Raw genomic sequence first — 4,580 nt, forward strand, 5'->3', positions numbered from 1 at the left:
AAACACTTTTTAAAGATGTGAGTCTTAAATTTACCAGTGGCAACTGCTACGGAGTAATTGGGGCAAACGGAGCTGGAAAGTCGACGTTTCTTAAAATCTTAAGTGGAGAGATTGAACCTGATAAAGGGGAAGTCATTGTTGGACACAACCAAAGGGTTGCAGTTTTACAACAAGATCACTTTGCTTTTAACGACTACACAGTCTTAGATACAGTTATTATGGGTTACAAGAGGTTGTACGAAGTTAAAAGTGAAAGAGATGCTATTTATGAAAAAGAGGACTTTAGCCAAGAAGATGGTTTAAAAGCTGCTGAATTAGAGGGAGAGTTTGCCGATTTAGGGGGTTGGGAAGCTGAAAGTGAAGTTGGAATGCTTTTAGATGGACTAGGAATAGGGGAGAACTTTTTAGATAAAAAGATGGAGAGCATTGAAGATAATCTAAAAGTTCGTGTTCTTTTAGCCCAGGCCCTTTTTGGAAATCCTGACATCCTTTTATTGGATGAACCCACTAACCACTTAGACTTAGAGTCTATTCACTGGTTAGAAAACTTCTTAGGGGAGTTTAACAACACAGTTATTGTTGTCTCCCACGACCGTCACTTCTTAAATAGCGTTTGTACCCACATCGTAGATGTTGATTTTCAGAAAATTCAACTCTATGTAGGAAACTACGACTTTTGGTATTTATCGAGTCAACTTGCTGCAAAGCAACAAAAGGATGAGAAAAGAAGAAGAGAGGATAAGATTGCTGAACTTAAAGAGTTTATTCAACGCTTTAGCAGCAACCTCTCAAAAGCTCGCCAAGCTACCAGTAGAAAGAAGTTAATTGATAAATTAACTATTGATGATATCAAACCCTCATCACGCCGTTTTCCATACGTTGCTTTTAAAAGCGAAAGAGATATTGGGCGTAACGTATTAAAAATTGATAATCTAAGTAAAAAAGGGGAGGATGAGTCTCACTCTTTAAATAAACTTAGTTTAACCATTAACCCCAAAGACAAAGTTGCATTTGTGGGACCCAATCACAACTTAAAAACCCTATTTTTTGAAATAATCAGTGGCAATATGAAAAGTGATGGGGGAACGTATGAGTGGGGAGTGACCACCTCAACTAGCTATTTCCCTAAAGAGAACGACTATTTGTTTGATGGAGATATGAGTATCATCGATTGGTTAGCCCAATACTCTGAAGAGAAAGATGAAACATTTTTACGCTCCTTTTTAGGAAGGATGCTCTTTTCAGGAGATGAGGCACTAAAAAATATTCAAGTGCTAAGTGGAGGGGAAAAAGTAAGATGTCACCTCTCACGAATGATGTTGGAACAACGCAACGTATTAATTTTTGATGAACCCACAAGCCACTTAGATCTAGAGGCTATTACAGCATTAAACAATGCTTTAATCGATTTTACAGGTGTTATATTGTTTAACAGCCATGACCACCAATTTGTCACCTCAATTGCAAATAGGATTATTGAATTTGCCCCTAATGGAAAAGTAATTGATAGAATGATGAGTTTAGAAGAGTATTTGAACAACGAGGATGTCAAAAAACTTAGATATGAGTATTATAAAGGTGAGAGTCGAATAATGATTTAAGGAGTTTACGTATGTTACTTGTTGTCGATATTGGTAATACAAACGTAGTTATGGCCCTTTACAATGAAAAAATGTGGGCTTCCAGTTGGCGCATTCATAGTGACCAGATGAAAACAAGTGATGAATACCTTGTAATCATTGAGCGAATGTTAACTCAAAAAGGGTTTAAACCAAAAGATATCTCCAAAGGAATTATTAGCTCAGTAGTTCCAAATCTCACCCGCTCATTTCAAAAAGTAGTTTATGAGCTTAGTGGAGTAAAACCAATCACTGTGACTCACGACAGTGGGGTGGGTATAAATAGAGATAGTATACCAAGTGAGTTGGGAAACGATTTGTTGGCTAACGCTGTTGCAGCTAGGGCAATTTACCCAGAAGAAAACGTTGTTGTATTGGATTTTGGAACAGCCCTTACTTTAACAGCAGTGAGTAACAAAGGAGATATCTTAGGAGTCTCAATTGTTCCAGGTTTGGTTACTGCAGTAAACTCACTCTTTTTAAATACAGCTCAAATACCTCAAGTACAATTAAGAGTTCCCGATAAAGTTTTAGGTAGAACCAGTGAACAATCGATTCAAAGTGGAATTATGTTTGGTTATGCTGGTTTAGTTAAAGAGCTAATTGATAAAACAGAAACAGAGATCTCTAGTAGTGTGAAGGTGATAGCAACAGGGGGCCTTTCTCACACTATGGCCCCCCTAATTGGCCGAATTGATCGCATTGAACCTTTACACACCTTAGAGGGGTTAAAGATCATAGCTGAAGCTAATTAAATTACAAATCTCCCTTGTTCCATTATTTTCACTTTATCACCGCTAAAAGTGGTTGCAACGATATCTAAATCGTCTGAACCAATCATAAAGTCGGTGTGAACTAATGAACGGTTACACCCTGCATCCATCAATTGTTGATCGCTACTTAATAAATGTGCATTTGATAAACAAGAGGGATATCCTGATCCAAGAGCAATGTGACAAGAGGCATTCTCATCGTACAAGATAGAACTAAAGACTTTGTTTGATTGACTTATTGCTGAATCTTGATCTACTAAAGCAACTTCACCTAAATAACGAGCTTGCTGATCTATTTCTAAAAATCTTTTAATTATCTCATCCCCAATTTCAGCTTTGGCATCAATTACTTTACCATCTTTAAAGGTGAGTTTAAGATTTTCAACATTGGAATCTAAAACAGAGACAGGGCGAGTGGTAGTTACATAACCATCAACTTTTAATCTGTGTGGGGTAGTGAATACCTCTTCAGTGGGGATGTTTGGCATAAAAGCTCTTCCATCTTTTAAGATAGCTCCCCCCCCTTCCCAAATGCTTGTCTCAATAAGACCAATTGTTAAATCTGTTTTACCGCTGGTGAAATGAAGGCTCTCAATCTTTAAATTATTTAAGATAGATCCCCTTTGTTTTAACATCTGATTGTGTTTTTCCCAACTTCCAATAACATCTTTTTGATCAAGTTTTAAAATTGGTTTTAAAACATCCCAAAGCTCTTTTACTGTTCCATCTTCACCTAATACATCTTTAGCCCATTTTTCACCAGGGGCACAAATGACACACCAAGAGCTCTCATTGCGCATTCTGTTAAGGGCATACTCTTTAGAGTTCTCTCTTAAAGCTGTGCTGTAAGAGGTTAGTTTGTCAGCATCAACACCCTCTAAGAAGTGTCTATTTTCAGTGTTGTCGATTCTAATATAAGCCCAATCTTTAACCATCATCTCATAATCAATATTTTTTTGGTAAGAGGGAATTTCTTTTAATTGTTGAGCTGTTTGATTGGCGATTCTAATATTTAATAACTTTAAATCATCAAGTTCAATTTTAACTAATGAGGCTCCTTGCTCATAAGCAACTTCACCAAGTAGTTGAGCAAAAGGATAGCTCTCATAAGGTGTTTTTATAAACAGAGGTTGACCCTCTTTTAAAGCAACACCAACTTTAATAACTAATTTTGCATACTCTTTTTCCATTGTGTTCATATTTTCTCCTAAATTATCTGAATGTAGAAACTAAGCTATTATTTGTCCATTTTCCATTATTTTAATTTCATCCCCATCTTCATAGCATCCAATTACATCTATAGAGCCCTCTAAGGGGACTCTGATGCGCACCAAGGAGATATTACACCCTGTTAGCTCTTGTAATTGATTCTCATCATCGTAGGTCTCTAAAGCCTCTATATGAGATGAGTCTCCCATCCCAAAGACAATTGAATTTCTTTTAGCTTCATCAAAACCTAAGTAGGTGCTTTTAATTGTCTCTAAAGGCTCTTCAACTAAAGATAATTCAGATATATGGGAAGAGCCCGTATCACAACTAACAACTTTAGCTAAAACCTCTTTTCCCTTTAGAGCATCGACAGCCACTACCTCTCCATCGAACATTCTGATTGTAGCTTCACTGACAACTTGGTTTAATAATTTAAAATCATCTTTGATTTTAAACTCACCAACAGTAGAATCTCTGTCTAACAAAATTGAGTAGCGATTTAAATTTAAGTAGGGGATATAAGTTCTTCCATTAGCTAAAGTGTTAAGACCACTTTGCCAGCGAGAAAAGTCCAACTTTTTACACCTTAAATTTATATTCTCCCCAACAATTTTATAGTGATCACAATCGAGGTTGTTTAAAGAGCGCAACCTTATTTTATTAAGTTGTAACTTCTCTTTCCAATGATCTAACCAATTATCACTATCTAATTCTAATAAAGAAGCAAACTCAATCCACACTTTATCAACTAACTTCTCATCATTATAAAGTTCTTTTGCCCAAACAAAGTTGGGCAAGGGAATTACTGCCCAAGGGGCAACAGGGCGATTTAATTGTGGGGGAGCTAGAGTGTTGTAGTGTTGTAGTAGTGGAGCAGAGTTAAGTATTTGATCTACTGTTAAATTATCATCATCAATTTTTGTTTTATAATCGTCAATTCTTAAAAGAATTTGAAATGTGGCAGTAGTGCTAATTTCAC

The 4,580-nt window shown here is 36.4% G+C and carries 4 protein-coding genes; 2 read left to right on the plus strand and 2 right to left on the minus strand.

Annotated elements, in window-relative coordinates; genetic code table 11:
* Both M0R38_12830 and M0R38_12835 read left to right on the plus strand, forming a co-directional pair.
* On the plus strand, positions 1-1,601 hold a 1,601-nt coding region (locus tag M0R38_12830; GenBank protein ID MCK9482618.1), incomplete at its 5' end, for an ATP-binding cassette domain-containing protein.
* 11 nt (positions 1,602-1,612) lie between these two features.
* Positions 1,613-2,374: a type III pantothenate kinase gene (locus M0R38_12835; GenBank protein ID MCK9482619.1), complete on the plus strand. Its 762-nt coding sequence runs from the start codon at positions 1,613-1,615 to the stop codon at positions 2,372-2,374.
* Here M0R38_12835 and M0R38_12840 read toward each other — a convergent pair.
* Positions 2,371-3,582 (minus strand): aminopeptidase, encoded by a 1,212-nt coding sequence (locus M0R38_12840; GenBank protein ID MCK9482620.1) that lies wholly within the window; start codon positions 3,580-3,582, stop codon positions 2,371-2,373. The two genes, M0R38_12835 and M0R38_12840, sit on opposite strands and share 4 nt — an antisense overlap.
* Positions 3,583-3,621: 39 nt before the next feature.
* Positions 3,622-4,580 (minus strand): aminopeptidase (locus tag M0R38_12845; protein ID MCK9482621.1); only part of this gene is annotated, 959 nt, incomplete at its 5' end.

Source organism: Bacteroidia bacterium, assembly GCA_023228875.1.
Lineage (GTDB): Bacteria > Bacteroidota > Bacteroidia > NS11-12g > UBA955 > JALOAG01.

Bases quoted from the DNA above. Each gene is read 5' to 3' on its own strand.
- M0R38_12835 (MCK9482619.1), top strand. From the start codon at position 1,613: ATGTTACTTGTTGTCGATATTGGTAATACAAACGTAGTTATGGCCCTT.
- M0R38_12840 (MCK9482620.1), bottom strand. From the start codon at position 3,582: ATGGAAAAAGAGTATGCAAAATTAGTTATTAAAGTTGGTGTTGCTTTA.